Source organism: Glycomyces sp. NRRL B-16210 (assembly GCF_000719515.1).
In the GTDB taxonomy this organism is placed as follows: domain Bacteria; phylum Actinomycetota; class Actinomycetes; order Mycobacteriales; family Micromonosporaceae; genus Glycomyces.
Genome location: NZ_JOGR01000006.1, coordinates 238089 through 261557, shown reverse-complemented (window position 1 = coordinate 261557; position 23469 = coordinate 238089). Strand labels below are relative to the sequence as shown.

Genomic DNA, 23469 nt, shown 5'->3' with positions numbered 1-23469 from the left:
TGCTCCTGTTCCGCCCGCGCCTACTGCGCGATCTTCTTGATCTCGTACGGCTTCGGCTGCTGGGCGGCGTGCGGGTGGCCCGGACCCGGGTAGACCTTCAGCTTCTTGGACACGGCTCGGCCGAGCTTGTTCTTCGGCAGCATGCCGAACACGGCCTTCTCGACCACCTTGTGGGGGGCCTTCTCCATCAGGTCGGCGTAGGACTTCTCCTTGAGACCGCCCGGGTAGCCGGAGTGGCGGTAGGCCTTCTTGGTCTGGAGCTTGTTCCGGGTGAGCACGACCTTCTCGGCGTTGACGACGATGACGTAGTCGCCGCCGTCGGTGTTCGGCGCGAAGGTGGGCTTGTGCTTGCCGCGGAGCAGATCGGCTGCGTGCGTCGCGAGACGACCCAACACCACGTCGGTCGCGTCGATCACGAGCCACTGCGGGTCGAGGTCGCCCGCTTTGGGGCTGTACGTCGGCACAGTGTTACCTAGCTTTCGTTGTCGGTGTGGAACGAATCCCGCAGATGTGGGCGGGACCGCCTGAATCCCCGCGGCCCGACACGGGCGCGCGCCCGGCGGTGCGGCTCTCGGTGAAGACCTCGGGCCGCGGACCGATCGGGCGTGGGATTCGTTGGACAGCGCCTCCGCGGTGATGCTCGCGGGCCGGGAATCGGCCCTGGTGCGGAGGTACTCGAACAACAGCCGCTAAGTCTACGCGGTCACGGCGGCCCCCCTGACGGCGGCCGCCGTGACCTCGGATACAGCATCGGAACTGATTTCGTACGCAGTACATTGTACTAAGTGCGGCGTGCGAGGCACTTCGTACGGCGAACAATGTGCGTTGTACGACCTAGAACGCACGGGACACGTTCTACATCGTACAACGTACGTTGTACGGCTTATTTGGCGTCGACGACCGGGAGGTAGACCTTCCCGCCGGAGCCGAGGAACTCCTCGCTCTTGTCGGCCATGCCCCGCTCGGCGTACTCCTTCAGCTCCTGGCTGATCTTCATGGAGCAGAACTTGGGGCCGCACATGGAGCAGAAGTGCGCGGTCTTCGCCGGTTCGGCAGGGAGGGTCTCGTCGTGGTACTCGCGGGCCCGGTCGGGGTCGAGCGAGAGGTTGAACTGGTCCTGCCAGCGGAACTCGAAGCGGGCCTTGGAGAGCGCGTCGTCCCATTCCTGCGCCTTGGGGTGGCCTTTGGCGAGGTCGGAGGCGTGGGCGGCGATCTTGTAGGCGATGACGCCCTCCTTGACGTCCTCGCGGTTGGGCAGGCCGAGGTGCTCCTTGGGGGTGACGTAGCAGAGCATCGCGGTGCCGAACCAGCCGATCATGGCGGCGCCGATCGCGGAGGTGATGTGGTCGTAGGCGGGCGCGACGTCGGTGGTGAGCGGGCCGAGGGTGTAGAACGGGGCCTCGCCGCAGATCTCCTGCTGGAGGTCGACGTTCTCCTTGATCTTGTGCATGGGCACGTGGCCGGGGCCCTCGACCATGACCTGCACGTCGTACTCCCAGGCGATGTGGGTGAGCTCGCCGAGGGTGCGCAGTTCGGCGAACTGGGCCTCGTCGTTGGCGTCGGCGATGGAGCCGGGGCGCAGGCCGTCGCCGAGGGAGAAGGCGATGTCGTACTCGGCGAAGATCTCGCACAGCTCGCGGTAGTGGGTGTAGAGGAAGTTCTCCTGGTGGTGGGCGAGGCACCAGGCGGCCATGATCGAGCCGCCGCGCGAGACGATGCCGGTGACGCGCCGGGCGGCGAGGGGCACGTGGCGCAGGAGGACCCCGGCGTGCACGGTCATGTAGTCGACGCCCTGCTCGGCCTGCTCGATGATGGTGTCGCGGTAGACCTCCCAGCTGAGCTTCACCGGGTCGCCGTTGACCTTCTCGAGTGCCTGGTAGAGCGGGACGGTGCCGATCGGGACGGGCGAGTTGCGCATGATGTGCTCGCGGGTCTCGTGGATGTGCTTGCCGGTGGAGAGGTCCATGACGGTGTCGGCGCCCCATTTGGCGGCCCAGGTGAGCTTCTCGACCTCGGCGGCGATGGAGTCGGAGACGGCGGAGGTGCCGATGTTGGCGTTGATCTTGGTGAGGAAGTTCTTGCCGATGATCATCGGCTCGGTCTCGGGGTGGTTGACGTTGGCGGGGATGATGGCGCGGCCGGAGGCGATCTCGGAGCGCACGAACTCGGCGGAAAGGCCCTCGCGGACGGCGACGAACTCCATCTCGGCGGTGACGATGCCCTGCTTGGCGTAGTGGAGCTGCGTGGCGCAGGGGAGGTCGGCGCCGTCACGGGAGAGGCGACTGGCAGGGAGCGGGCGGCGCTCGGCGATCCAGGCCTCGCGGAGCTTGGGGAGCCCGACCTCGGGGTCGGAGCCGGGCCCGGAGGTGTCGTAGAGGCGCACGGGCGCTTCGCCGCCGTCGAGGGCGACCTCGGTGAAGGGGACCTGGATGTCGGCCCGGGGCCCTTCGACGTAGACCTTGCTTCTAGCGTTCATGTTGTCTCCTGAGAATCACTCGAAGGCGCGGCGGAACCGCCGCGCCGAAACCCGGTCGCGAATAAGGGCCGCACCAGAAACCGAAGCGTCGAACACCGGCCGAAAAGCGATGTCGGACCCGGCGGGCACAGTTGATTCGGGGGCGCTCCAGATCGCGCAAACCTTCGCGCCATGTCCAAAAGCCGCCGCTTCGAACAACCCCCGCGAAGCCATGTCACACCCGGCAGGCACAGTTGAATCGGGGGCGCTCCAGATCGCGCAAACCTTCGCGCTATGCCCGAAAACCGCCGCATCGAACAACCGCCCCGAAGCGATGTCGGACCCCGCAGGCATCGTTGATTCGGGGGCGCCTCGATTCGCGCAAACCTTCCCGGCATGCCCGAAAGTCGCCCCATCGAACAACCGCCCCAAAGCGATGTCGGACCCCTCGGGCACTGTTGATTCGGGGGCGCCCGGAATCACGCAAACCTTCTCCGCATGCCCGAAAACCGCCACCGCTCCCCCGCCTCCCCTCACAGCGCCGCGCTCTTGCGGCCGTGATGGTGGTGGACCGGTCCGGGCCCGGTGCCCAGCCGCCATTCGGCGGCCGCCCGCAGCGCCTCGGTCACATACGCCTTCGCGCCCGCCACCGCCTGCGTCAGCGGATGCTCCAGCGCCAGCCGCGCCGCGATCGCCGAAGCGAGCGTGCAACCGGTCCCGTGGTCGTTGCGGGTCGCGACCCGCGGCGCGGCGAGGTCGAGCATCTGGCCGTCGCACCACAGCACGTCCACCACCGCCGCCGAACGCGTATCGGCGCCGTGCCCGCCCTTCACCAGGACCGCCCGCGGCCCATAGGTCGCCAGCGCCCGCGCGGCCTCCCTCATGTCGTCGAGCCCGTCGACGTCGCGGCCGAGGAGTTGCCGCGCCTCGACCAGGTTCGGCGTCAGGACCGTCGCGAGCGGCCCGAGCTCACCGAGGTACGCCGCCGGGTCGCCGGCGAACAGCGAGTCTCCGGTGGTGGTGACCATGACCGGGTCGACCACGAGGTTCGGCAGCCGGTCGGCCTGCCCGTAGGCGGCGACTACCGCGAGCAGTTCGTCCCCGCCGAGCATCCCGGTCTTGACGGCCGCCACAGGGAAGTCGGTGAGCACCGCGTCGAGTTGGGCGCGGACGAGGTCCGCGCCGATCGACTGCGCGGCGGTGACGCCGCGCGTGTTCTGGGCCGTGATCGCGGTGACGACGCTGGTGCCGTGCACCCGGTGCGCGGCGAAGGTGTGCAGGTCGGCCTGGATGCCGGCGCCGCCGCCGGAGTCGGAGCCGGCGATGGTGAGCGCGACCGGCGGTTGCGGCCATTCACGACGTGCGCGGTTCACAGTTCGGCCAGCCCTTCGAACGTGGAGGAGGCTTTCGCCAAGTGGCGCTTGGGGATGCGTCCGGCGAGGCGCGCGGCGCGCCCGGCGTTGACGGCGTCGCGCATCGCGGCGGCCATGAGCGCGGGGTCGGCGGCGCGGGTGACGGCGGTGGCGAGGAGCACCGCCGAGCAGCCCAGCTCCATCGCCAGCGCGGCGTCGGAGGCGGTGCCGATCCCGGCGTCGCAGATGACGGGGACCCCGGCGTGCTCGCAGATGAGGGCGAGGTTGTGCGGGTTGCGGACGCCGAGGCCGGTGCCGATGGGGGCGGCGAGCGGCATGACGGCGGCGCATCCGGCGTCTTCGAGTCGGCGGGCGAGGACGGGGTCGTCGCTGGTGTAGGGCAGGACGGTGAAGCCGTCGGCGACGAGCGCGTCGGCGGCGTCGAGGAGTTCGACGGGGTCGGGCAGGAGCGTGTCCTCGTCGCCGATCACCTCGAGTTTGATCCAGTCGGTGCCGAAGGCCTCGCGGGCGAGTTTCGCGGTGCGCACGGCCTGCTCGGCGGTGAAGCAGCCGGCGGTGTTGGGGAGGAGGTCGACGCCGCAGGCCTCGATGACGTCGAGGAGGGAGCCGGGCGCGCCGGGGTCGACGCGGCGGAGGGCGACGGTGACGAGTTCGGTGCCGGAGGCGGTGATCGCGTCGGCGAGTTGGGCGTGGTTGGCGGCGCCGCCGGTGCCGAGGATGAGCCGGGAGGTGAAGGTCTTGTCGGCGATCTTGAGGTCGGCGAGGCCGGGCGCGGGTCCGGGGGCCTGTCGCGGGTCGTGGTGCGGGTCCATGGCTAGCCTCCTTGGGTCGCGGTGAGCACTTCGACGGCGTCGCCGTCGGTGAGCGGCCGGTCCCATTCGGCGCGGGGCACGACTTCGCCGTTGAGGGCGACGGCGATGCCGCGCCGGGCTTCGGTGACGGCCGCGACGGCGTCGGTGATGGTGGCGATGCCTTCGCGCGCTTCGCCGTTGATGTGGATCTTCACGAGTCCGCCTCCTCAGTGGTGGGTTCGGGAACGGGGCGTGTGGTGGTGTTCGGTGCGGCAGTGAGAGTTCGCGTCCTGGCCTCACTTCGGTTGAAGCGCAGGGGATCGAAGGCCGCGAGCGAGTCGGGCTCCTCCCCCGCGATCAGGGCCGCGACCGCTGTCGCGGTCGCGGGGATGAGCGCGATGCCGTTGCGGTAGTGGCCGGTCGCGGCCACGGTCCGCTCGTCGAGCCGGCCGATGAGCGGCAGGTTGTCGGGGGTGCCGGGCCGGAAGCCGACGCTGACCTCTTCGAGGTGGTACTCGGCGATCTCGGGGACCAGTTCCACGGACCAGCGCAGCAGGTCGTGGACGGCGCCGGCGGTGCCGGTCCGGCGGTCGAAGCCGCGTTCGTCGCTCGTCGCGCCGACCACGACTTCGCCGCTGTCGCGCGTGACGATGTAGACCGAGTGGCCTTTCACATAGCCGCGCACGGTGGTTCGCGGCACCGGCTGGTCGCCGACCGCGCGCAGGCGCAGGACCGCACCGCGGACGGGGCGCACCGGGATGCTCCATTTCGGACTGAAGTTCGCCGAGCCGCATCCGGCGGCGAGCACCACCTGGTCGGCCTCGATCGCGTCGAGGTCGTCGACGCGGTCGCTCCGCAGTTCGACGCCGGCGTCCTCGACGGCCGCCAGCAGCGCGGTGTGGACGGCGCGCGGGTCCACCGCGCGGTCCTCGGTCGCGAGGACGGCGGCGCGGACGCGGTGGCTGAGCAGCGGCTCCGCCTTGCGGGCGGCCCGCGCGGTGAGCGTCTCGACGTGCCTTGCGGTGCGGCGGTAGAGGTCGACCTGCCGCTGGAGTTCGGCGCGGTCGCCGTCCTCGACGCAGGCGACGACGGTCGGCACGTCCCGGAACCCGACCCCGAGCCCGGAGGCCGCCTCGAGCTCGCGGGCGAAGGCGGGCCAGGCGTCGGCGGACGCGGCAATGAACGGCGTCAGGGCCTCTTCGCCGTAGTGGGCTTCGGTGACGGGAGCGATCATGCCCGCGGCCACGCGCGAGGCGCCCGAGCCGGGTTCGGGGTCGTGCACGACGACCTTGGCCCCGGCCTCAGCGGCCCGCCACGCGACGGCGAGTCCGATGGAACCGGCGCCGACGACGGCGACGCGCATCAGTGCCCGCCCGTCCCTCGCAGGGCCTCCGGTGGTTCGTGCGGGTCCTCGCCCACGGCGGCGAGGAGTTCGGCGGTGGCCCGCTTCGGGTCGGCCGCGGCGGCGACCGCGCCGACGACGGCCACGCCGTGCGCCCCGGCCTCGCGGCACCGCGCGGCGCGTTCGGCGTCGATGCCGCCGATGGCGATCACGGGAAGGTCGACGGCCTCGCACACGGCGGCCAGGCCGTCGAGTCCGATCGGTTGCGGCAGACCGGTCTTGGTCGCGGTCCCCCAGACGGGTCCGACGCCGAGGTAGGTGGCCCCGGCGCGGCGCGCGGCGCGCGCCCCTTCGGGCTCGCGGCAGGTCCCGCCGATCACGGCGCCCGCGGGGAGGATCCGGCGCGCGGCGTCGACCGGAAGGTCTTCGGCCCCAAGGTGAACGCCATGGGCGCCGATCGCTTGGGCGATGTGGACGCGGTCGTTGACGAGGCACACCGCGTCGTACGCCTCGCACAGCGTTCTGACGGCGACGGCGAGGTCGAACGCGGCGCGGTCGCTGTAGTGGTCCTCGGGCCGGATCTGGACCAGCCGCGCCCCGGCGGCCAGCGCCGCGGTGACGACGGCGAGCGGATCGTGAAGCGGGGCAGTCGATTCGGGGGTCACGCGGCGCGTGTCGGTGATGACGTGGAGTCGCGGTAGACGAGTAGCGTTCATGGCTCCTTCTCCCTGCGCCAGCATGACCTGGATCAGGTTCGACGGTCGGGACTACCAAGTCCCCTCTCAGCCCGATGCATCGGACTCCCGTGGGTTTCGTTCGCTTACGGCCGTCACGCTACGCCATCGCGGGGCTCCGCGACAAGTGCGTGTCAGCATCCGGACACCGCCCGGTCAGTCGGCGCGGCGCTGGCCCTCCTCGGCGCGGTGCTCGCCGCGCTGCCGCATTCCCTTGGCGGCCAAGTGGACGCCGATGCCGGCGAAGACGACGCCGGGGATCATCGTGAGCACCATCGCACCGTTGGCGCGGGCGCGCTGCTCGTCGGCGCTCAGCCTGGTCTCGCCGCGGCTGACCCCGTCGACCACGACGACGCAGCGGATCGTGGCGCTCGGTTCGCAGATGTCGGCGCTCACGCGCGCGCCGATCGCGGAGGCGAGGAACGCGAGGCCGACGACCAGCAGGAGCACGCCGGCCCAGAGGGTCGCGGAGCCGCGTTCCCTCGCGGCGCGGACCGTTTCGGGGGCGGCCGGGCGGATCGCGCGGAATTCGACGAGGAGGTCGCCGCGTTCGTCGGACCCGCGGGAGACGGGCAGGCCGAGGCCGATCAAGCGCAGTTCCGCGCCGTCCGGGGTGCCTTGCGGGACACGGAGTTCCACCTCGCCGTCGAGGGTGTCCACGTCGAGGACGTCGCCGCGTTCGAGGGTCTCGGGTTCGACGTCGATGACGGTGCGCAGGTCCGAGCCGTCCCGGGTGAGGGTCGGGTCGCGCCGTTCACGCACAATGGCGAGCACGCCGCCTTCGGGGCCTTCGACGGGGACGGTCACCGTGTCGCCGTCGGCGAGTCCGGGTTCGAGGCGCACGGTGGCCTCGCGTTCGGTCACCATCGAGCCGCCGCCGTCGCAGAAGGCGCAGGTCTCGCCCTCGTCGAGGCCCGAGCCTTCGCAATTGACGCAGGGCCCCGAGGCGTCGACCCGCACGGTCCGCTCGCCGCCGAAGGCGAGCGCCTCCAGGTCCAGGGGCAGGTCGACTGCGCCGTTCCGGTCGCCGGTCATGGGGACCTCCGAGGGTTCGCTCGAACACGGGATCGCGAACCCATCGTAGGGCGAGCGAGTCGGAGAGGCCAGGGCGCGAAGGCGGGCTCAGTCGGCGGCGCGGTCGATCCGCAGGACCCGGTAGCCCTTGGCGCTCGCGTGCTTGTCGACGGTCCAGCCGCGCTCGGTCAGCCAGCGCGCCAACGAGTCCGCGCCGAGGTGCTTGGAGACGACCAGCCACGCGACGCCGTCGTCCTTGAGTCGCGGCAGCCAGGTGTCGAGCAGTCCGTGGAGGGCCTCCTTGCCGATCTTGATCGGCGGGTTGGACCAGATCTCGTCGAACCGTACGTCCTCGGGCACGTCGTCGGGCGCGGCGACATGCACGGTCCCGGGCGCCTTCTCGGTGTTGCGGCGGGTCAGGTCGAGGGCGCGCCGGTTGACGTCGACGGCCCAGACCTCGGCGTCCGCGCGCTGGGCGAGCACCGCGCTGATCGGGCCGTAGCCGCAGCCGAGGTCGAGGAAGGTCCCGGCGGCCTCGGGCGGGACGACCTTGTGCAGCAGCACGCTCGTCCCCGGGTCGAGCCGGTTGCCGGAGAAGACCCCGGTGGAGGTCGTCAACTCGTACTCGACGCCGTCGAGTTCGAACCCGATGGTGCGCTCGCGGTCGTCGACGGCGGGCTGCTCGCTGAAGTAGTGCTCTGGCTGGTCGGACACATCCGCTATTGTCACCCGGCCCGCCGGCCGGAGATACCCGGATCGGCCGGGAGAGACCTGGGCGGCGGGGCCGCAACTCGGGGCACTTGGACCACTTGCGTCACTGTCGCCTCGCTGGCGTCGCCCGGGAGGGGAAACCGGACCCGGGGCGTCCATCTCCCGAGGGAACATTTCCCGGTTTCGCTCTGTCACGGGTCTAAGCTGCCTCCATGGCACATGGCCCGTCCCCTTTCGGGGTCCCCCAGCAGACGCAGGGGCGCCGCGACCAGACCGATCCGGGCATCGACTGGCCGGAGTACGACGAGCGCGCGCGGATGCACGCCACGACGGCGCGGCTCGGCCCGGAGTCGCTCGCTCCGGCCTCGACCGGGCACACGCCCGAGGCGGATCTGGAGGCGCAGCTGGAGCACCTCCACGCCTCGCGGCCGCTGCGCCGCGCCGCGCAGAAGGCCCGGCGGCGCACCAAGTGGTGGCTTGTCGCGCTCGCGATCGTCAGCGCCCTGGCGGTCGCCGCGGCCTGCGCGGCGGGGGCGTTCATCGTCATGCGCGGCGGCGATCCGGACGCGGGGGCCGACATCGCGCCAACCGAAGGCGAACAGCAGTCCTCAGTGGAGGATGCTTCGGGCGCGCCAGAGGTGGTCGACCCGATCGCCGCGAGGGAGACCGACGCCGAGCCGATCTCGGTCGCCGAGCTGTTCGGCGCAGAGGCGATTACACCGGCGGGGGCCGCGGGGCCGTACGCGGTGCTGGATTCGGAGGAGCTGGCCGACTGCGCCGAGGCGGGGCTGGACGAGCTCGCCGATCTGCTCGCCGACTCCGGCTGCACGCAGACCGTCCGCGCGACGGTGGTGAGCCCGGACGGCGAGTTCGCGGCCACCGCGGGCGTGCTCAACCTCGCCGATGCCGATGAGGCCGAGGCGATGCGCGAGGCGATCGACGCCGGACTCGAAGGCGGCTTCGCGGCTCTACGGACCGACGGCGAGGCCGCGGAGCTGGGCCGGGCCGCGACCATGGTCGGCTACAACACCTACGGGCACTACCTGATGTACGTGGTCATCGGCCGCACCGACGGCGAGGCCATAGAGGACGCGGGCGACGAGGTCCGAACCATCGTCGGGGACCTCGTGGACGTGTGGTTCGTGGACCAGCTCAAGCCCCGCCGCGACGTCCAGTAGCGCGAGCCGCGGTTCGTCAAGGCCTACAACGGCACACCGCCGGCGAGACGCCGAGGGCGCTCGCCGGGGCGGTCGTGTCCGGAAATTGTGCGGCCCTTCCTCGGGTCGGCACTGGCGTTGCGCCGCTCGGGTTTTCGGCGAATACCGTGCCGATTCCGGTCTTACGGTTCATGTCAGGCTTATGAACAATCCTTCGCATCTCTTGCCATAACCGATCATCCCATGTTTTGATCGATGCAGGTCGATGACCCGATCCCCCGTCGGCCACTCCCCACGACCGGTGACCCCGGTTCCCCGAATACCTCGCTCAGGAGCTGCGCATGTCTTCCTGGACCCTCAACCTCCGCCGCGCCATGGCCGCGCTCGCCGCGACCGCACTGGCCCTCGTCCTCGTCCTCGCCGTCGATGCGGCTCCGGCCCAAGCGGTCCGGCCGCCGGGCATCCCGACCACCGCCGCCGCGCAGACGCAACTCAACGCGCTCACCGTCGCGGCCGAGTCCAACGGCTCGAGCTACGACCGGAGCCTGTTCCCGCACTGGTCGAGCGTCGGCGGCGGCTGCACCGCCCGCCAGCACGTCCTCCACCGCGACGGCAGCAACGTCGTCAACGGCTCGGGATGCCAGCCCGCCTCGGGCAACTGGCAGTCCGATTTCGACAACACCTGGACGACGAACGTCTCCAACGCCACGATCGACCACGTCGTCGCGCTCTCCGAGGCCTGGGCCTCGGGCGCCTGGTCCTGGTCCACCGCGCAGCGGCAGGCCTTCGCCAACGACATCAACTCGCCGCAGCTGTGGGTGGCCACGAGCTCGGTGAACAGCTCCAAAGGCGACAAGGACCCCGCCGAGTGGATGCCGCCGAACACGGGCGTGCGCTGCGACTACACGAAGGCGTGGATCCGCGTGAAGTACCTGTACAACCTGAGCGTGGACTCGGCGGAGAAGAGCGCGCTCCAGTCGCACCTGAACAACTACTGCTGACCGGCTCCCGATGACGCGCGGAGGGCCGGGTGACGACGCACCCGGCCCTCCCTTCATCCACCGCAGGATCCACTATGGCCTACGCCGTCCACTTTCGATGCGTCGGCTCCAGTGGGCCGCCCGGCCCGCCGGGACGCCCGCCTCGTTCCATTGCGGCGACTGGGTCAGGTAGAGCAGGTACCCAAGGGCCGGAACGACGACGAGCGCCGCGATCGCGACCGCCACGAGCAGACCCTGCAAGGTGGCGCTCGCTCCGGCGCCCTCGTGCACGGTGACCTGGTCGACCAGGACCCACGGGTACTGCCCGAGACCCCAGCCGGCCATCACCGCCGCCACCGCGGTCACCGCGGTGACGCGTGCGAAGCCGAACCGCCTGCGCCACAACAGGACGAGCGTGGCGATGCCGCCGAGGGCCGACAGCGCCATGACGGGCGCGGCCCGGCTCATCAGGCCCTCCCACAGGGTCGGCGCGTCGCGCTCGATCGGGATGAGCGCGGCGAAGACCACCGCGCCGGTGACCGCGCCGACGATTAGTGATCGGATTCGGAGTTCGGCGGCGAGCGCGTCCTGGCCGCGGCGGGCGGCGTCGGCGGTCAGGAACACTCCGGCGAGGAACGCGCAGGTGCCCACCGAGATCGCGCCGGTGAACAGCGGTGTCGGTGCGAGCCAAGAGGACCAGGGGTCGCCGTTCCCGGCGGCGGGCACGCGCCCGGAGGCGAGGGACCCGGCGATCGTGCCGAGGAAGAACGGGGCGAGGACCGAGGAGGTCGCGAAGACGATCCCGAACAGCTTCGCCTGGGCGAGGGTCTCGCTGTACTTGCGGAAGGCGAAGCTCGCACCGCGCAGGACGATGCCGACGAGCGCGAGCACCAACGGCACATGGAGAGTCGTCATCGTGGCGGCGAAGGACTTCGGGAACCCGGTCCACCACATGACGAGCACGTAGATGAGCCAGACGTGGTTGGCCTCCCAGACCGGGCCGATGCTGTGGTCGATGAGCGTCCGCAGTGGAGCGCCGCGGCGGCTGCCGCCGGCGGTGAGGTCGTGGAAGCCCGAGCCGAAGTCGGCCCCGCCGAGCACGGCGTAGCACAGGACCCCGGCGAACAGCGCTGCGGCGACGGCGAACTCGAGGCTCATCGGGCCGCCTCCTTCGCGTGGTCCCGCTCGTCGCCGCACTCACGCACGGTCGCGGCGTCCGCGAGCGGCGAGCGCGGCCCGTAGGGGCTCGGAAGGTCGGCGGCGCCTTCGCGCCAGCGCCGGGCCATCGACCGGAGCACCACGGCCGCACCGACGGTCATGGCTCCATAGAGGAGCACCGAGGCGCCGTAGACGCCCCAGAGCCCGGCCGAGTGGTCGGCGGCGGCCTCGGTGGTGCGCATGACGCCGAAGACGATCCACGGCTGGCGTCCGACCTCGGTGGCGATCCAGCCCGCCTCCATCGCGGCGACGGCGAGGACCCCGGTGGTCGCCATGAACCGCAGGAACCAGCGGTTGTGCAGCAGGTCGCGTTTGCGCCAGCGCAGGAACCAGTACAGGACCACCGCGCCCATGAGCAGCAGGCCGAGACCGATCATGGCCTGGAACGCCAAGTGGGTGAAGTTGACCGGAGGGTGGTCCTCCTCGGGGATCTGGTCGAGCCCGGGGACGGGCTCGGTGAGCGATCCGAGCGCGATCATCGAACCGAGGTAGGGGATCTCGAGGGCGCCCTTGACCTCGCCGTCGATGAGCACGCCGCCGATGCGCAGCGGCGAGGCGCCCTCGTCGGTGGTCGCGGCGAGTTCGAACGCGGCGAGCTTCGAGGGCTGGCGCTCGTCCAGGCCCTCGCCGAGGAGGTGGCCGACGAAGGGCTGGGCGAGGGCGGCGACGGTGGCGAAGGCGAAGGGCACCATGAAGCCGAGGCGGTGGTGGCGGTCGCGGCGGCCCTTGAGCATCCCGGCGGCGTAGACGGCGGCGATGGAGAACCCGGCGACCATGTAGGCGGCGACCCACATGTGCGCGAACTGCATGAAGGTGTGGGTGTTGAACAGGACCGCCCACGGTTCGATGTTGGTGATCGCGCCGTCGATGACGTCGAAGCCGACCGGGTGGTTCATCCAGGCGTTGACGGCGATGACGCAGTAGGTGCCGATGATGCCGGTGATCGCCATGGGCACCACCATCATCAGGTGGAGTCTGGGCGGCATCCGGCCCCAGCCGTAGAGGTAGATGCCGAGGAAGATCGCCTCGAGGAAGAACGCGAGGCCCTCGAAGGCGAAGGGCAGGCCGAGGACGTCGCCGTAGGTGCCCATGAGGCCGGGCCACAGCAGGCCCATCTCGAAGCTGAGGACGGTGCCGGAGACCGCGCCGATGGCGAAGAGCACGGCCGAGACCTTGCCCCAGCGCTTGGCGAGGTCGAGGGAGACGGGGTCCTTCTTGAGGAGGCCCCGCAGGTGCATCGCGAAGATGATGGCCGGGAAGGCCACGCCGAAGCAGGCGAGGATGATGTGCCAGCCGAGCGAGAGCGCCATCTGCTGGCGCGCGGGCATGAGGCCCGCGGGGTCGGCGGCGGCCACCGCGTCGGCGGCCTGGGCGAGGAGCTGGGTTGCGTCCATGCGTTGAAGGTACGTGCCGGAACGTCCGGATCAACGTTCTTGTGAATGCTTTCACAAGGCGTGTCGAGGCCAGACCGAACGTGTTCAAAAACGCCGGGACCAGGTATCGAGCACCGGAACCTGCGAAGACGCCGACCGGGGTCGGCCCCAAGGCGGCGAGCGCTCAAATCCGAAATTCCCGTCCCGCCGCACTCGAACGACCGGCGAAAGACCGTCCGCACCGGCGCCTGACGCCGCGGGGCCCGGCGCGTGCGCGCCGGGCCCCGCGGACATGCCCTACGCGCCCAGATCCGAGGCCCAGGCGACCAGCTCGGCGAGCTCCTGGACGTCCGGGTCGTCCGAGTCCTCGGCGACCGACTGCGCCGCAGGGAGGATCGCCGCGCAGTCGAAGCCTGCCGCGCTGCCGCGCAGGACCTCGGCGAACGCCGCCGCGACCATGTCCACCTGGAGGCTCGGCAGGGCGCTCTCACCGAACGCGCCGGCCTCGAACTCGCCCGAGGCCGTGTCGATCTCACCGGTCTCGGGGTCCTGCCAGCGCACGTCCACCTGCGCCAGCTCCCCCGCTTCGCCGGTCAGCGAGAGCGCGTACAGGGCCGTGACGCTGTGGCCGGGGCCGACCTCGCCGCCGTCCACGCTGTCGTTCTCGAAGTCCTCGTCGGCGATGGCGCGGTTCTCGAAGCCGATGAGCCGGTACTCCGCGACGGTGTCCGCGCTGAAGGTGACCTGGATCTTCGCGTCCCGGGCGGTGACGCCGAGCGTCGAGGTCAGGCGGTCGCCGAAGACCCGCTGGGCCTCCTTCTCGGTCGCGAAGTAGACGGCCCAGCCGTTCCCGTTGTCGGCCAGTTGCTCCAGGAGCGCCTGGTTGTAGGAGTCGCCGACGCCGACGGTGAGCAGGGTGATGCCGTCGGCGATGTGGCCTTCGAGCCGGTCCAGCATCGCGTCGTGCTCGGTGAGGCCCACGTTCGCGGCGCCGTCGGAGAGGAGGATGACCCGGTTGTCCTTCCCGGTCTCGAAGGCCTCGGCGGCGAGTTCGTAGCCGTCCTCCAGGCCCGCCTGCATGTTGGTGGAGCCGCGGGCGGAGAGGTCGTCGATCGCCGCGTGCAGGTCTTCGCCGTCGCCGACGTCGGTCATGCCCTTGAGCACCTCCGAGTCGGTCTCGTAGGTCACGATCGCGACCGAGTCGGTGGGGCGCAACCGGTCGACGAGGGTGTGCAGCGAGTCGCGGACGATCTGGATGCGTTCGCCACTCATCGAGCCGGAGACGTCGATGACGAACGTCAGGTTCACGTCCGAGCGCTCGGAGTCGGGCACGGTGCGGGTCTGGAGCCCCACGCGCATGATGTGGGTGGCGTCGCCCGAGTCGTACCATTCGGGCAGCTCGGCGCCGTCGACGCTGACGGCGAAGCCGTTGCCTTCGGGCTCGGCGTAGCCCTGGTCGAAGTAGTTGACGAACTCCTCGGGCCGGACCTGGTCGGCCGGGGGCAGCGACCCTTCGCCGATGGCGCGGCGGGCGTAGTCGTACGAGGCGGTGTCCACGTCGACCGCGAAGGTGGACTCGGGGTCGTCGGCCGGGGAGGTCGGTTCGTTGAAGGCGTAGGCCTCGCCGTCCTGGTCCTGGAGTGGGGCGGGCTCGGCCTGGCCGTAGTCCCCGGCCTCGGCGGAGGCGCCGGTCTCGCCGTTGTCGGAGCAGGCGGCGAGCGGCAGGAGGAGCACGGCGACCGGTATCGTGGCTTGCAGCAGGCGTCTCATGGGGGGTCCCTTCTCACTTGGCGGTAGCGGGGATTGCCTCCATGAGACTGCCTTTTCAGCGCCGTGGTTCCCGTCGTGTCCGAACCGTGATGGGCCGGTGAGCAATCAGGTCCGGCCCGTGACCGATCCGTCATAAAGTAACGATTCGGTCACTCCGGCCCGGAACGGCTTATCGCAGCTCTGCCTGGACGCGGTCGAGGGCGGTTCGACCGCGCCGTTGACGACGAACTCTCCGCCGTCCATCACCGACACGACGTCTCCCGGCATTCCCCCGATCCGCAGCCTGAAGTCCCCAGTGGCCTCCGGAACCCATGCTGTCGCGTCGAGGACGACCACGTCTCCGACCGCGTACTTCATCGCCGTCATTCCCTTCTCATGTCCTCAGAGCGGAGGTTCGGGCCGACGATCAGCGCCGCGGCGATCGCTACGACTGCGGCCGTGGCGACATAGGGCGTCAAAGCCGGGGCCAGTCTCCATGCGATCGTCTCTCTCGCGTCGCCGAGCTTGATGAGCACGCTTCCGAAGAGTATTGCGCAGGCGTACATCAGCCCGACCGCGCCCGCGATGCCGAGTCCGACTTCCACGACCTGCGACGCGCGCAACTGCGAGGGACGCACCCCAAGCACCATCAGCGCAGTCGAGTCCCTGCGCCGGAACGCGATTCGGTCCGCGAGTGCCATGGTGAAGGTCAGTGTCGCGAAGCCGAACGCGGTCCACAGCGCGAATCCGAGAGCGGTCGTCGCCTGCCTCGCCCATTGGTCCTGGTTGAGATCCGCCCGACTGGTCGCCAGATCGAGACCGGGCGCCAGCTCGTACAGCAGCGCCCGGTATTCGAGGGCCGAGCCCGCGCCCGCGTCGAGCACGGCGGACACGCGTGTCCATGCCCCCCAACCGAACGGCGGTGCATCGCCGGTGAAGATCACCGTGTTGCAGTCGAAGTGCGGGTCGTCGACCGACAGCTCCGCATCGGGAACGGTGACGACGATCGGCGCGCCGCTCTCCGAGTCGAAGGCGTGCTCGCTGCCCGCGGGCAACCGCGGCGCTGGTCCCAGATGGCAGCGATCGGCCCGTGCCGCATAGTATTCGCCCTCGGCGCAGTCCTGCCCGCGGATCCCGAGCGACTCCAGCGTCGTGCACGAGGCGGTCACCAGAACCGCGCCCTGGCCCGCGCCGGAGAGTTGGTCGACCCATTTCGGCTCCGGGGTCCGCTCCCAGAGCAGCTCCCGTGTGGCGACATCGGGGATCTGCGCCGGGTCGAACGAGGCGACGACCGCACCGCCGTCTTGGGAGTACAGCTTTGCGAACGTCTCCTCGGCTCCCTCGTTCGCTCCCGCCACCAGTACCAGCAAGGCGATCGCCGCGATCGATCGCAGATGGGCTCCCGGCGCGTCACCGACACGCCGGGCCGCGAGCCGCACCGGCAGCGCGACCTGGGGCCGATCGAGCATTCTGGCCAGGCCCCAGGTGATCGGCCGAGCGGCCCAGAGCAGACCGATCAAGCACACGGCGACTCCACCGACGAGCATCCAGCTGAAGGTCGAGCCGGCCGTCACGTCCTGCCCCGCTTCGGCGGGCGGACGGGTGAGGAGCGGAGGAAGCACTATGCCGATCCCAGCGGCCAGCGGAAGCAGGTGCCACCAGCGGGGACTCGGCTCACGGTGGTCCTGCCTGCCCCTGACCGGGTTCGCCAGAGCGCGGCGGGTGCCGCCGGCTCCGAAGCACGCTCCGATGAGGGTCATGAGCGCGCAGAAGCCGAGCGAGTACTCCCACCCGAAACCGGCGCGGCCGTGGAACCAGGTGAACCCGAGCAGATCCGAGACCGCGAGCCGGCTCAGCACCACCCCTGCGAGCAGTGCCGCTCCGAGCGACCCGAGGAGGCACGGCAATGCCGACTCGATCGCCGCGCCGGTCAGCACCTGCGAACGCCGCACTCCGAGGATTCGCAGCGCCGACCAGCGTTTGACGGTCGAACGCGCGGCGAGTCGCAGACACAGCCACATCGCCCCCAGGGCCGCGGGCAGGACCAGCAACATCACTGCCGGGGCCGTGCCCCGATCGCGTTGCGCCAGGTCGTCGGCCCATCCCGATCCCCACCCGACCCCGGGCGCGCCTTCGGGAAGGCGACTCGACGACACACCCACATAGGCGATGCGCTCGTCCGGCCCCAGCAGGCCCTCCTCAGTGATCTCCCCGATCGGGGCTCCCGGCAGCAGGCCCGCCACGGACCGATCCGACTCGGAGAGGGTTGCGAGTGCGGGCGACACGAAGTATTCGCCCGGTTCGGGCATTCGCTCGATTCCGGGCGGAGCCGTGGCGAACGGGCTGACTTCGGCGAGGTACACCACCGTGATCGGTCGGTCCTGCCAGAGTTCCTGAATGGTGCTGTGCTGGAACACGCTCGCGGCGCCCGGCGGCGGCAGGCTCGCCTGCCGGTCGTCGAACACCCGTTCCCGATCGGCCAACACGGCGGGGACCGCGAAAGCGGTGAGGATGCCGAGTGAGACTAGCAGCAGCACGAACACGATGCCGGCGGATCTGAGCCGGCCGGTCGGTCCGGACCCAAGAAGCAGTCGGCCAATGAGACGCATCGGCATAACGAGCGGGTCTCCCCGTCGCGCACGGCGACCACGCGATCGGCCCGCGCCGCCACTAGATCGCTATGGGTGACCAGCACGACCGCCGCTCCGTCCTCTTCGGCGTGGGCGAGCATCGCGCCGAGGACCACTTCACCGGACTCGCCGTCGAGCGCGCCGGTCGGCTCGTCCCCGAACACGACCGCCGGGCGATGCGCCATCGCCCGCGCGACCGCGGCCCGCTGCGCCTGCCCTCCGGACACGGTGGCGGGCCGGCGGTCGGCGCAGTCCTCCAACCCGAACCGGGAAACCAGATCGGCGACCCGCGACTTTCGGGACCGGTGGCTGACCTTGTTGAGCGACAACGGAAGTTCGACGTTCTCGCGCAAGGTGAGTTCGGGGACCAGCTCGGCGAACTGGAACACGAATCCGAACCTCGACCGCCGGAGGTCCGAACGCTCCCAGTCGGTCAACCGGTGGACATCGATCACCCCATCGAGCAGGACGCTCCCCGAATCGGGGACGACGAGCCCCGAGAGGCAGTACAGCAGGCTGGTCTTGCCCGACCCGCTCGGGCCGGTGATCGCGAGGGTCTCGCCCGGCGCGACGGTGACACTGGCAGATCGCAGTGCCACCGTCGATCCATACCTGAGCGCAAGACCGGAAGCGCTGAGCATGGTCGCCGATCAGCTCCGGTATTCGGTCGAGGAGGTGTTGCAGGGGTCAGCCAGGATCGGGACGTCGACCTTGCCCTGGCCGTAGGCGGTGCCGCCGTCCTCGCCCGTATCGCAGATCTGGCCGTTCACCACGAAGCCGCCATTGCCGACAGTGGAGACGTTGAAGCGCCACGTCCCGTTCCTGAACTCGGCGCCCTGGCTCACCGTCTTGATTCGATTCCGATTCACGAGAGGAGTGGCTTCCTTCCAAGATCGAGTTGCATCCGCCGCAGCCACAGATGATCTCATGGACATCCGCATCAGATCGATGTATTCCCATATCTTGGTATATCTGCGGCCATGGAGCACGACATGGGGTGTGCGAACGCAATGTCATCGCATTTCCGAAAGGAGTTCAAGCGGCTCCGGGAGAAGCATGGACTTCCGACGAATTTGCAGTTGGCCGTCTTCGCATCAGCCTGTGGAGCCGTGGATTTCCGAAAGGTCTTCCCTGTGCAAGAGGTGCGGCGGTTAGAGGGTGCGGACTCTGCGGGTGAGGTCGATTCGGGACTGCCAGTCGGTCGGGTCGTCCGAATAGGAGACTTCCTGGAGCGTCAGGCCGTGCGGGCCGACCACGTGGACGTCGTTGGCTCTTTCTCCTATGTGGAGGATCGAGGCGAGCCAGGCCTCGTCGCGGCGGCCGTCGCCCACCGCGAGCGCGGCCCCTACGAGGCTGCGGACCATCGAGTGGCAGAACGCGTCCGCGCGGACGGTCGCGACGGCGATGCCGTCCTCGTCGCGGGCCCAGTCGTACTGCTGGAGCTCGCGGATGGTCGTCGCGCCCTCGCGCTGCTTGCAGAAGCCCACGAAATCGTGCTCGCCGAGCAGGCGCTGGCACGCCTCGTGCATCCGCTCGACGTCGAGAGGCCGGGGCCAGGCGAGGGTGTCGAGTCGCCGCAGCGGGTTCACGCCCCAGGTCGCGTCCGCGACCCGGTAGCGGTAGCGGCGCCACTGGGCCGCGAAGCGCGCGTTGAAGGACGGGTCGACCGCCTCGGCGGCGGTCACGCGCACGTCCGGCGGGAGAATCCCGCGCAGGCGCCACAGGAGCCGGTCGCTCAGGGCCTCCCACTTCGCGGTCGGCACGTCGAGGTGCACGACCTGCCCGGTGGCGTGGACCCCCGCGTCGGTCCGCCCGGCGACGGTGAAACCGCCGATCTCGCCGAAGAGGATCTCCAAGGCGCGGATCACTTCGGAGGCGACGGTCCGGCGGCCCGGTTGGAGGGCCCAGCCGGAGAACTCGGCCCCGTCGTAGGCGACCCCGAGCCGGAGCCTGGTCGTGCCTTCCACCTGTTCCTCCTCGTCGCCGCTTCCGAATGCGGCCGGAAATGCGAAACCGCGCGCAGGGCCGGGGCCTTGCGCGCGGTTCACGCGGTGCTAGTCGACCAGCTCGATGATGGCCATCGGCGCGTTGTCGCCCTTGCGGTTCCCGGCCTTGATGATCCGGGTGTAGCCGCCCTCGCGGGCGGCGAAGCGCGGGGCGACCTGCTCGAACAGGTCGTGCGTCGCGTCCTTGTTGCGCAGCTTGGCCAGCGCCAGGCGGCGGTGGTGCAGCGTGCCCTTCTTGCCGTACGTGATGAGACGCTCGGCGTAGGGGCGCAGGCGGCGGGCCTTGGTCAGCGTCGTGGTGATGCTGCCGTGCTCGAACAGGGAGGCCGCCAGGCCCGAGAGCATGAGCTTCTCGTGCGCGGGCGAACCGCCCAGACGCGGGCCCTTGGTGGGCTTAGGCATTTCTTACTCCTCTTGGGTTGACGCGGCCGGCCGTCTGACGGAACCGACCGCCGTATTCGCGCAGCTAGAGCTGCTCGGTCTCGCGGAGGTCCTCGCCGTCGTCCTCGTACTCGTCGGACTCGGCGACCGGCGACCCGCCGTAGGCCACTGCGGCCTCGCTGGGGTCGAAGGTGCCGGGCGAGTCCTTCAGGCTCAGGCCCATGCCGGCGAGCTTCATCTTGACCTCGTCGATCGACTTCTGCCCGAAGTTGCGGATGTCGAGCAGGTCCGCCTCGGTGCGGTTGATGAGTTCGCCGACGGTGTTGACGCCCTCGCGCTTGAGGCAGTTGTAGGAGCGGACGGTCATGTCCAGGTCCTCGATCGGCAGGGCCAGATCGGCGGCCAGCTGCTGGTCGGCCGGGCTGGGCCCGACGTCGATGCCCTCGGCCTCGGTGTCGAGCTCGCGGTACAGGCCGAACAGCTCCACCAGGGTGGAGCCGGCCGAGGCCAGCGCGGTGCGCGGCGTAGTGGACGGCTTGGACTCGACGTCGACGGTCAGCTTGTCGAAGTCGGTGCGCTGCTCGACGCGCGTGGCGTCGACGGAGTAGGCCACCTTGAGCACGGGCGAGTAGATCGAGTCGACCGGGATGCGGCCGATCTCGTTGGTCTCGCCCTTGTTGGCCGGCGACGAGACGTAGCCTCGGCCGCGCTCGACCACGAACTCCATGTCGATGCGGCCCTTGGAGTTCAGGGTCGCGAGCTTGAGTTCGGGGTTGTGGACCTGCACGCCGGCGGGCGGCTGGATGTCGCCGGCGAGGACCTCGCCGGGGCCTTCCTTGCGCAGGTACATGGTGGCCGGCTCGTCGCTCTCGGAGGAGACGCAGATCTGCTTGACGTTCAGCACCAGTTCGACGACGTCCTCTTTCACGCCGGGAATGGTGGAGAACTCGTGCAGGACGCCGTCGATCTTGATCGACGTGACCGCCGCGCCCGGGATGGACGACAGCAGGGTGCGCCGCAGCGAGTTGCCGAGGGTGTAGCCGAAACCGGGCTCCAGGGGTTCGATCGTGAACTTGGAGCGGGTCGGGCTGATCTGCTGCTCGGTGAGCGTGGGCCGCTGAGTGATAAGCACTTTGCGATGTTTCCTTTGTTCGGGGCGCCCGCTATTTGACGCCTGAAACTCATGGACTCGGTGAGGCCTTCGCCGAGGCGGGCTGTGGGAGCCCCGCCTCGGCTGCGCTTCGGTGGCGCGTCGCTAGACGCGGCGGCGCTTGGGCGGACGGCAGCCGTTGTGGGGCTGCGGGGTCACGTCGTTGATCGAGCCGACCTCGAGGCCGACGGCCTGGAGGGAGCGGATCGCGGTCTCGCGGCCGGAGCCGGGGCCCTTGACGTAGACGTCGACCTTGCGCACCCCGTTGTCCATCGCGCGGCGGGCGGCCGACTCGGCGGCCATCTGCGCGGCGTACGGGGTCGACTTGCGCGAGCCCTTGAAACCGACCTGGCCGGAGGAGGCCCAGGCGATCACGGCACCGGTCGGGTCGGTGATCGACACGATGGTGTTGTTGAAGGTGCTCTTGATGTGCGCGTGCCCGTGGGGCACGTTCTTCTTCTTGGCGCGCGGGTTCTTGGAACCGCCGCGAGTCTTCGGTGGCATCTGCTGCTCTCCTAACGTGCCTTCTTCTTACCCGCGACGGTCTTCTTCGGACCCTTGCGAGTTCGGGCGTTGGTCTTGGTCCGCTGACCGTGGACCGGGAGACCGTACCGGTGACGAAGACCCTGGTAGCAGTTGATCTCGATCTTGCGGCGAATGTCGGCCTGCACCTCGCGGCGCAGGTCGCCCTCGACCTGGAAGTGCTCCTCGATGTAGTCGCGGAGCTGCACCATCGCTTCGTCGGTGAGGTCCTTGACCCGCGTGTTGCGGTCGAGGCCGGTCGCCGCGATCGTCTCGAGCGAGCGCGTGCGGCCGATGCCGTAAATGTAGGTGAGTGCGATCTCCAGGCGCTTGTCGCGCGGGAGGTCGACTCCGACCAGGCGTGCCATGCAGGCATACTCCTAGCGTTGTCGGAGGTCTGACCACTGCCTTCTCGTCGGGGTCTGATCCCCCTGCCCTGATGGGCGATGCGAGCCTCGGCCTCCGAGCCGAGGGTTGTGCGTGAGCACTGGCGGCGGTTTCCCCTTCTGGGGCCTTACTTGGGCGTATGTGGTCTGCTTAACCCTGACGCTGCTTGTGTCGCGGGTCGGACGAGCAGATGACCATCACTCGTCCGTGCCTGCGGATCACGCGGCAGTTCTTGCAGATCACTTTGACGCTCGGCTTGACTTTCACGAGTCCTACTTACGTGTAGTCGTCAGGTCAGCGGTAACGGTAGACAATCCGCCCGCGCGACAGGTCGTACGGCGAGAGCTCCACCACGACCCGGTCCTCGGGGAGGATTCGGATGTAGTTCTGTCGCATCTTGCCGCTGATGTGAGCGAGTACTTTGTGGCCGTTGGTGAGCTCCACCCGGAACATTGCGTTCGGGAGGGACTCGACGACCTTGCCTTCAATCTCGATGGCACCGTCTTTTTTCGGCATGTCCTCCGCTACCGTGACACCTCGGTCTGAAAACCCCGCACCCTCGACGGGCCGGAGCTACTGGCACACCGACCCGAGGTTTCGGGCGGCGTAAGAATGGTGCGGCGCTTCGCCGGATGCGTCCTGGCGCGCCTATCGGCGACGTTCGGACCGCATGGCGCCCACGAGGGGCGCACTGCACCACTGAGCGAGTCTACTCGCGTCCCAATACCGCCTACCAGGGGGTTGACCGTGACAGAGGGCACTGTGCGGACGCGGGCGCCGGGTGCCGCCGCCGCGGATCGGTCCGGGGACCGGCGGGCGGCGGCATCCGGCGATGCTCGCTCAGGCTTTACTTCGAGTAGTACTCGACGATGAGCTGCTCGTCGCAGATCACGGGGATCTGCTTGCGCTCGGGCACCGCCAGGAAGCGGGCGATGAGGCCCTCGAGGTGCGACTCGATGTAGGCCGGGGTCGTCTCGCCCGCCCACGCGCCGGCGGCGGCGAGCTGGAACGGCGTGGTGGCGCGGGACTTCTTGCGCACCTGCACGAAGTCGCCGGCCTTGAGCCGGTAGGAGGCGATGTCGACCTTGCGGCCGTTCACGGTGAAGTGGCCGTGGTTGACGAACTGCCGGGCCTGGTAGATCGTGCGGGCGAAGCCGGCGCGGAGCACGAAGGCGTCCAGGCGGGATTCGAGCAGCGAGACCAGGTTCTCACCGGTCTTGCCGGTGCGGCGCACGGCCTCGGCGTAGGCGTTGCGCAGCTGGCGCTCAGAGATGTTGTACTGCGCGCGCAGACGCTGCTTCTCGACGAGCTGGTTCTTGTAGTCCGATTCCTTCTTGCGGCCGCGGCCGTGCTGCCCCGGAGGGTAGGGACGGCGCTCCATGTACTTGGCGGCCTTCGGCGTCAGAGCGATGCCGAGGGATCGGGAAAGCTTGACTTTCGCCTTAGCTTGCAATGATCTCTCCAGTAATTCATGCGTCGCCTCGAAGGAGATCCGA

General features: G+C 69.8%; 26 protein-coding genes, 1 pseudogene and 1 riboswitch. Of the genes and pseudogenes, 2 read left to right on the top strand and 25 right to left on the bottom strand.

Going from position 1 to position 23469, the window contains the following annotated elements; all coding sequences use genetic code 11:
* Nucleotides 1-20: 20 nt before the first annotated feature.
* The 10 genes from rplM to IF12_RS0110080 form a co-directional block, all read right to left on the bottom strand.
* Nucleotides 21-464: a 50S ribosomal protein L13 gene (gene rplM / locus IF12_RS0110120; RefSeq protein ID WP_030157596.1), complete on the bottom strand. Its 444-nt coding sequence runs from the start codon at nucleotides 462-464 to the stop codon at nucleotides 21-23.
* Between the two features lie 419 nt (nucleotides 465-883).
* On the bottom strand, nucleotides 884-2476 hold the full coding sequence (gene thiC / locus IF12_RS0110115; RefSeq protein WP_030157593.1) for a phosphomethylpyrimidine synthase ThiC: 1593 nt from the start codon (nucleotides 2474-2476) through the stop codon (nucleotides 884-886).
* 15 nt (nucleotides 2477-2491) lie between these two features.
* Nucleotides 2492-2971 carry a hypothetical protein gene (locus IF12_RS25590; RefSeq protein ID WP_133884218.1) on the bottom strand — a complete coding sequence of 160 codons (480 nt, stop codon included), beginning with the start codon at nucleotides 2969-2971 and terminating at the stop codon, nucleotides 2492-2494.
* A 17-nt stretch (nucleotides 2972-2988) separates the two neighbouring features.
* On the bottom strand, nucleotides 2989-3828 hold the full coding sequence (gene thiD, locus IF12_RS0110110) for a bifunctional hydroxymethylpyrimidine kinase/phosphomethylpyrimidine kinase (RefSeq protein WP_051704210.1): 840 nt from the start codon (nucleotides 3826-3828) through the stop codon (nucleotides 2989-2991).
* The gene (locus tag IF12_RS0110105) at nucleotides 3825-4640 is read right to left on the bottom strand and encodes a thiazole synthase (protein WP_051704209.1); all 816 of its coding nucleotides are present in this window, start codon (nucleotides 4638-4640) and stop codon (nucleotides 3825-3827) included. The genes thiD and IF12_RS0110105 overlap by 4 nt, the downstream gene beginning before the upstream one ends.
* A 2-nt stretch (nucleotides 4641-4642) precedes the next feature.
* Nucleotides 4643-4834 (bottom strand): sulfur carrier protein ThiS, encoded by a 192-nt coding sequence (gene thiS / locus IF12_RS0110100; RefSeq protein ID WP_030157586.1) that lies wholly within the window; start codon nucleotides 4832-4834, stop codon nucleotides 4643-4645.
* Entirely contained in the window at nucleotides 4831-5982 is a 1152-nt protein-coding gene (gene thiO, locus IF12_RS0110095) for a glycine oxidase ThiO (RefSeq protein ID WP_081913456.1), read from the bottom strand. The genes thiS and thiO overlap by 4 nt, the downstream gene beginning before the upstream one ends.
* On the bottom strand, nucleotides 5982-6677 hold the full coding sequence (thiE, locus tag IF12_RS0110090; protein WP_051704208.1) for a thiamine phosphate synthase: 696 nt from the start codon (nucleotides 6675-6677) through the stop codon (nucleotides 5982-5984). The genes thiO and thiE overlap by 1 nt, the downstream gene beginning before the upstream one ends.
* Nucleotides 6670-6776: riboswitch (TPP riboswitch) on the bottom strand. (Overlaps the previous gene by 8 nt.)
* A gap of 75 nt (nucleotides 6777-6851) precedes the next feature.
* The gene (locus tag IF12_RS24000; protein WP_030157579.1) at nucleotides 6852-7730 is read right to left on the bottom strand and encodes a DnaJ C-terminal domain-containing protein; all 879 of its coding nucleotides are present in this window, start codon (nucleotides 7728-7730) and stop codon (nucleotides 6852-6854) included.
* Between the two features lie 87 nt (nucleotides 7731-7817).
* Complete coding sequence (locus IF12_RS0110080; RefSeq protein ID WP_030157577.1) at nucleotides 7818-8423, bottom strand: class I SAM-dependent methyltransferase; 606 nt, start codon at nucleotides 8421-8423, stop codon at nucleotides 7818-7820.
* Between the two features lie 209 nt (nucleotides 8424-8632).
* On the opposite strand from IF12_RS0110080, the gene IF12_RS0110075 reads away from it, so the two are divergent.
* Both IF12_RS0110075 and IF12_RS0110070 read left to right on the top strand, forming a co-directional pair.
* Nucleotides 8633-9598 (top strand): hypothetical protein, encoded by a 966-nt coding sequence (locus IF12_RS0110075; RefSeq protein WP_030157574.1) that lies wholly within the window; start codon nucleotides 8633-8635, stop codon nucleotides 9596-9598.
* 320 nt (nucleotides 9599-9918) lie between these two features.
* Complete coding sequence (locus IF12_RS0110070; protein ID WP_030157571.1) at nucleotides 9919-10578, top strand: HNH endonuclease family protein; 660 nt, start codon at nucleotides 9919-9921, stop codon at nucleotides 10576-10578.
* A 72-nt stretch (nucleotides 10579-10650) separates the two neighbouring features.
* On the opposite strand, the gene IF12_RS0110065 is transcribed toward IF12_RS0110070, so the two are convergent.
* The 15 genes and pseudogenes from IF12_RS0110065 to rpsD form a co-directional block, all read right to left on the bottom strand.
* Entirely contained in the window at nucleotides 10651-11715 is a 1065-nt protein-coding gene (locus IF12_RS0110065; RefSeq protein WP_081913455.1) for a cytochrome d ubiquinol oxidase subunit II, read from the bottom strand.
* Nucleotides 11712-13169, bottom strand: coding sequence for a cytochrome ubiquinol oxidase subunit I (locus IF12_RS0110060; protein ID WP_051704207.1), 1458 nt, complete (start codon nucleotides 13167-13169; stop codon nucleotides 11712-11714). Before IF12_RS0110060 ends, IF12_RS0110065 begins: the two co-directional genes overlap by 4 nt.
* Nucleotides 13170-13445: 276 nt before the next feature.
* Complete coding sequence (locus tag IF12_RS0110055; protein WP_035748746.1) at nucleotides 13446-14918, bottom strand: von Willebrand factor type A domain-containing protein; 1473 nt, start codon at nucleotides 14916-14918, stop codon at nucleotides 13446-13448.
* 105 nt (nucleotides 14919-15023) lie between these two features.
* Entirely contained in the window at nucleotides 15024-15275 is a 252-nt protein-coding gene (locus tag IF12_RS0110050; protein ID WP_133884217.1) for a hypothetical protein, read from the bottom strand.
* A gap of 5 nt (nucleotides 15276-15280) precedes the next feature.
* Nucleotides 15281-17440 carry a hypothetical protein gene (locus IF12_RS0110045; RefSeq protein ID WP_030157560.1) on the bottom strand — a complete coding sequence of 720 codons (2160 nt, stop codon included), beginning with the start codon at nucleotides 17438-17440 and terminating at the stop codon, nucleotides 15281-15283.
* On the bottom strand, nucleotides 17422-18126 hold the full coding sequence (locus IF12_RS0110040) for an ABC transporter ATP-binding protein (protein WP_231492480.1): 705 nt from the start codon (nucleotides 18124-18126) through the stop codon (nucleotides 17422-17424). The genes IF12_RS0110045 and IF12_RS0110040 overlap by 19 nt, the downstream gene beginning before the upstream one ends.
* A 51-nt stretch (nucleotides 18127-18177) precedes the next feature.
* Nucleotides 18178-18396 (bottom strand): hypothetical protein, encoded by a 219-nt coding sequence (locus IF12_RS0110035; RefSeq protein ID WP_133884216.1) that lies wholly within the window; start codon nucleotides 18394-18396, stop codon nucleotides 18178-18180.
* Nucleotides 18397-18678: 282 nt separating this feature from the next.
* Entirely contained in the window at nucleotides 18679-19494 is an 816-nt protein-coding gene (gene truA / locus IF12_RS0110030) for a tRNA pseudouridine(38-40) synthase TruA (RefSeq protein WP_030157553.1), read from the bottom strand.
* Nucleotides 19495-19587: 93 nt separating this feature from the next.
* A pseudogene (rplQ, locus tag IF12_RS22900) lies at nucleotides 19588-19935 on the bottom strand (50S ribosomal protein L17); the annotation flags it as partial.
* Nucleotides 19936-19999: 64 nt separating this feature from the next.
* Nucleotides 20000-21046, bottom strand: a complete 1047-nt coding sequence (locus tag IF12_RS0110020; RefSeq protein WP_030157550.1) for a DNA-directed RNA polymerase subunit alpha — start codon at nucleotides 21044-21046, stop codon at nucleotides 20000-20002.
* Between the two features lie 123 nt (nucleotides 21047-21169).
* Nucleotides 21170-21568, bottom strand: coding sequence for a 30S ribosomal protein S11 (gene rpsK, locus IF12_RS0110015; protein ID WP_030157547.1), 399 nt, complete (start codon nucleotides 21566-21568; stop codon nucleotides 21170-21172).
* 11 nt (nucleotides 21569-21579) lie between these two features.
* Entirely contained in the window at nucleotides 21580-21954 is a 375-nt protein-coding gene (gene rpsM / locus IF12_RS0110010) for a 30S ribosomal protein S13 (protein WP_030157545.1), read from the bottom strand.
* Between the two features lie 169 nt (nucleotides 21955-22123).
* Nucleotides 22124-22240, bottom strand: a complete 117-nt coding sequence (gene rpmJ / locus IF12_RS24885) for a 50S ribosomal protein L36 (protein WP_081913453.1) — start codon at nucleotides 22238-22240, stop codon at nucleotides 22124-22126.
* 27 nt (nucleotides 22241-22267) lie between these two features.
* Complete coding sequence (gene infA / locus IF12_RS0110000) at nucleotides 22268-22489, bottom strand: translation initiation factor IF-1 (RefSeq protein WP_026929479.1); 222 nt, start codon at nucleotides 22487-22489, stop codon at nucleotides 22268-22270.
* A 331-nt stretch (nucleotides 22490-22820) separates the two neighbouring features.
* Nucleotides 22821-23426, bottom strand: coding sequence for a 30S ribosomal protein S4 (gene rpsD / locus IF12_RS0109995; protein ID WP_081913452.1), 606 nt, complete (start codon nucleotides 23424-23426; stop codon nucleotides 22821-22823).
* Nucleotides 23427-23469 lie beyond the last annotated feature (43 nt).

What these genes read in the sequence shown, in the direction of transcription:
- thiC (WP_030157593.1), bottom strand. Translation starts at nt 2,476, where the DNA reads ATGAACGCTAGAAGCAAGGTCTACGTCGAAGGGCCCCGGGCCGACATC.
- IF12_RS0110105 (WP_051704209.1), bottom strand. Translation starts at nt 4,640, where the DNA reads ATGGACCCGCACCACGACCCGCGACAGGCCCCCGGACCCGCGCCCGGC.
- thiO (WP_081913456.1), bottom strand. Translation starts at nt 5,982, where the DNA reads ATGCGCGTCGCCGTCGTCGGCGCCGGTTCCATCGGACTCGCCGTCGCG.
- thiE (WP_051704208.1), bottom strand. Translation starts at nt 6,677, where the DNA reads ATGAACGCTACTCGTCTACCGCGACTCCACGTCATCACCGACACGCGC.
- IF12_RS24000 (WP_030157579.1), bottom strand. Translation starts at nt 7,730, where the DNA reads ATGACCGGCGACCGGAACGGCGCAGTCGACCTGCCCCTGGACCTGGAG.
- IF12_RS0110075 (WP_030157574.1), top strand. Translation starts at nt 8,633, where the DNA reads ATGGCACATGGCCCGTCCCCTTTCGGGGTCCCCCAGCAGACGCAGGGG.
- IF12_RS0110070 (WP_030157571.1), top strand. Translation starts at nt 9,919, where the DNA reads ATGTCTTCCTGGACCCTCAACCTCCGCCGCGCCATGGCCGCGCTCGCC.
- IF12_RS0110065 (WP_081913455.1), bottom strand. Translation starts at nt 11,715, where the DNA reads ATGAGCCTCGAGTTCGCCGTCGCCGCAGCGCTGTTCGCCGGGGTCCTG.
- IF12_RS0110060 (WP_051704207.1), bottom strand. Translation starts at nt 13,169, where the DNA reads ATGGACGCAACCCAGCTCCTCGCCCAGGCCGCCGACGCGGTGGCCGCC.
- IF12_RS0110055 (WP_035748746.1), bottom strand. Translation starts at nt 14,918, where the DNA reads ATGAGACGCCTGCTGCAAGCCACGATACCGGTCGCCGTGCTCCTCCTG.
- IF12_RS0110050 (WP_133884217.1), bottom strand. Translation starts at nt 15,275, where the DNA reads ATGAAGTACGCGGTCGGAGACGTGGTCGTCCTCGACGCGACAGCATGG.
- rpsK (WP_030157547.1), bottom strand. Translation starts at nt 21,568, where the DNA reads ATGCCACCGAAGACTCGCGGCGGTTCCAAGAACCCGCGCGCCAAGAAG.
- rpsM (WP_030157545.1), bottom strand. Translation starts at nt 21,954, where the DNA reads ATGGCACGCCTGGTCGGAGTCGACCTCCCGCGCGACAAGCGCCTGGAG.
- infA (WP_026929479.1), bottom strand. Translation starts at nt 22,489, where the DNA reads ATGCCGAAAAAAGACGGTGCCATCGAGATTGAAGGCAAGGTCGTCGAG.